This window comes from Paracidovorax oryzae ATCC 19882 (assembly GCF_000687165.1).
Lineage (GTDB): Bacteria > Pseudomonadota > Gammaproteobacteria > Burkholderiales > Burkholderiaceae_C > Paracidovorax > Paracidovorax oryzae.
The window spans coordinates 1-2,695 of record NZ_JMKU01000062.1; the positions used below are offsets into that span (position 1 = coordinate 1).

2 protein-coding genes and 1 pseudogene are annotated in these 2,695 nt (G+C 56.9%); 2 read left to right on the forward strand and 1 reads right to left on the reverse strand.

Annotated features, from left to right (window positions below; genetic code table 11):
* The coding region (locus tag T336_RS26920) for a hypothetical protein (protein WP_209435998.1) at positions 1-2,100 on the forward strand (2,100 nt) is incomplete at its 5' end.
* 113 nt (positions 2,101-2,213) lie between these two features.
* Entirely contained in the window at positions 2,214-2,450 is a 237-nt protein-coding gene (locus T336_RS26925; protein ID WP_209435999.1) for a hypothetical protein, read from the forward strand.
* Positions 2,451-2,466: 16 nt separating this feature from the next.
* Here the strand turns inward: T336_RS26925 and T336_RS27465 are convergent.
* Positions 2,467-2,586 (reverse strand): annotated as a pseudogene (locus tag T336_RS27465) (IS5/IS1182 family transposase); the annotation flags it as partial.
* Positions 2,587-2,695 lie beyond the last annotated feature (109 nt).

Consider the following 2,695-nt stretch of genomic DNA (forward strand, 5'->3'; position numbering starts at 1 on the left):
CCCAAGCTGGCGCTGAATGCGAACAGCGTGGAGACGTTCCAGCCGTACGACCCGAGCCAGGCGATGGGGAGCATGGATCCGGTGTTGCCGGTGCCCGCAGGGCAGGATGGCTGCGGAGGATTGGGGCAGATCGTCTCCATCGTGGTTTCCGCGGTGCTGATCGCCTATGGCGTGCCCGTCCCCATCGCTTCGGTGGCGGGCGATTTTGCAGGGCAGGTCACGAACAACATCACAGGTGCGCAGAACGGGCTGAACTGGAAGAGCCTGGCGATGTCGTACGTGAGCGGAGAGATTTCCCAAGGCTTGAACGCCCCAGGACTTCTGCCCGGCAAGGGCTTCGAGATGACCGTGCTGCGTTCGATGGTGAGCAACACGCTCACACAGGGCGTGGGGGTCGTGACGGGACTGCAGGACCGCTTCGACTGGAAGCGGGTCGCTGCGAGCGGACTGGGTGCGGCGGCAAGCTGGGGCATGGGCTATGCGCTGGATCTGACGGACGTGAAGGGAGAGCGGTTGCCACAAGCATCCGGAACGGACTTGTTCGTGAAAGCCGGACTGACTACTTTTGCCGGAGGGATGACGACAGCTGTGGCGCGGGGTGGGCGGATCAGCGTGCAGCAAGTGGCATTGGATGCGTTCGGGAACGCTGTAGGCGAGTCCCTTGCGGCTGCAAGCGTGGGAGGCGGTTATCGAGGCCAAGGGACTGCATCCAGTCCGTATGTGGACCCGGATACTGGCGAACACATCGTGTTTGGCAAGCCGTATGAACCAAACTTCCCGCAGATGCAGCAATTCGTGGGCGCCGTCGGCGATGGCTCGAGGCCGTTGGTAGATCGCAGCAATGACGTGCTGCTGGCAGCCGGCCATGGCTTCTCGATGGGACGCGGCCCTGTCTCGATCGAGCAGCGTGGGCGTACGGTGTACATCACCGAAAAGGGGGCTGAGCCCTCCGTTGATGCAATGCTGGCCAAGGCTCAAGCCGACCTGAAAGATATTGATCGTTTGCGCGATGAAGAAATAACCGCGGCATTGAACCGAAATAGCGTGATTCGAGAGACCGTTACGCCGATCTTCGAGCCTTTCACGATCGAGGTTCCACCGATGTTGCAAGCGGTCGCTGGCGGTGTCGGTGATGTTGTGACTGGGACGATAGTGGGGTTGGCGGACCTGACGGTCGCACCTCTCGCCGATTTGGCGCAGACCGGCCTGAAGGCGCTGCACGGCGCAGTTACGGGAGACTACCAGCCCTTTACCCCGCTGAGTTCGTACGCTGACGGCGTTGTAAACGGCGGCATGGGTACCTGGGACGGTATCAAAGCCACAGGGGTGAACGTTTTCAATGTCTCACCTCTCGGGATGATTTATCACGCAGGCACTGGCGCCTATGGTTTGACCACTGCTGCGATGAACGGTGATGTGCGAGGAATGACGCGGGACAGCCTCGGACTCGGCTTAAATTTTGCGGGAGCGGCGGTTGTTCCCATGGGGATGACGCGTACTCCTGTTACGCGGAGTTTTTTGGCCCAGGCCGAGACCTCTGGAGCTGACCTTGGTGCTAAAAGTAAGTCTCCACTGCAATTTGGCAATACAAAAACTGCAGCCTCTATCGTCACGCGGGATGGAAGCCTTAGTCGAAATGTTTCATGGTTCGATCAGCAAGCGGTTTTGGAAAACATGGCGACTTCTGATATTGGAAGGCAGGTTCTCCATGCTGCACAAAATAATAAATTTAGGCTTGAGTTTTCCAAAAGCTATTTCCAGCAAGGAGTTAACGGCACGGTAGATACTGGAATGAAGGGCTATGCCTTTGAGACTAAGGCCAAAGTATATTTGCCTGCGCACTCCTCTAATGCCGAGGTTGCATCCACTGCTATTCATGAGGGGATTCATGAGCTTGGCGTGGTTGGGTCTCAACGCGCAGAAGTCTTGGCACGCTTGGCCGAAATTCAGCATCAAGGTGGCGCAATTAATTTCTCGACCATGCGAGGTGTTGTTAAAGACGTTCGTTCCGCAACCTTCCCAGACGGAACACCCGTATACTCTGGTATGCCGTGGAGTCTTGGCGAGCAATCCACGGCATTTCCAGGTATTCGGTTTTGAAGGAGCGCAAGATGTGGAAGCCGTCAGAAATCTGCAGTGACCAACGCTATCGTTTGCTTTTGATTCAATCAGCCACGGGTTGCCGAAGCTTCGTTCTACAGGACGAACGAGAGGTGCCGGCAGTCGACGGATTGTTTTCGTTTACGGAGATGGTTTCAAATGAACTTCTTGCCAAGAGAAACCTTCGCGCTATTTCCAAGGCGGTGTCTCTTGTAAATGGAGACGCGTTCCATGTGGATGCTCATGGTGTTTGGCTAACCGCGGCTGAGATGGCCGCCATATTGCAAGACAAGGAAGACGACGAAATACCTTGGTTGAACTCCTTGCCCCCGAAGCTGGCGCCAAAGTGACTGGGATTAGAGCGTGTTATGAACTTCCAGCCGCAGCCAGCACCCGAGCGGCGGCGGGCAACATGAGTACAGCGAAGACCAAGAAATGCAATCCGCCGAGCACTTCCGGCAACCGCTCATAGTCCCGTGAAAGCCTGGGCGGTCTCAAACCTGAAGTGCAACACCTGAACCTCAGGTAACTTGCACAGATGACTTCGCGATACACGCACTTGCAGCCCGAAGAACGCCTCACGCTGGCCTCGCTG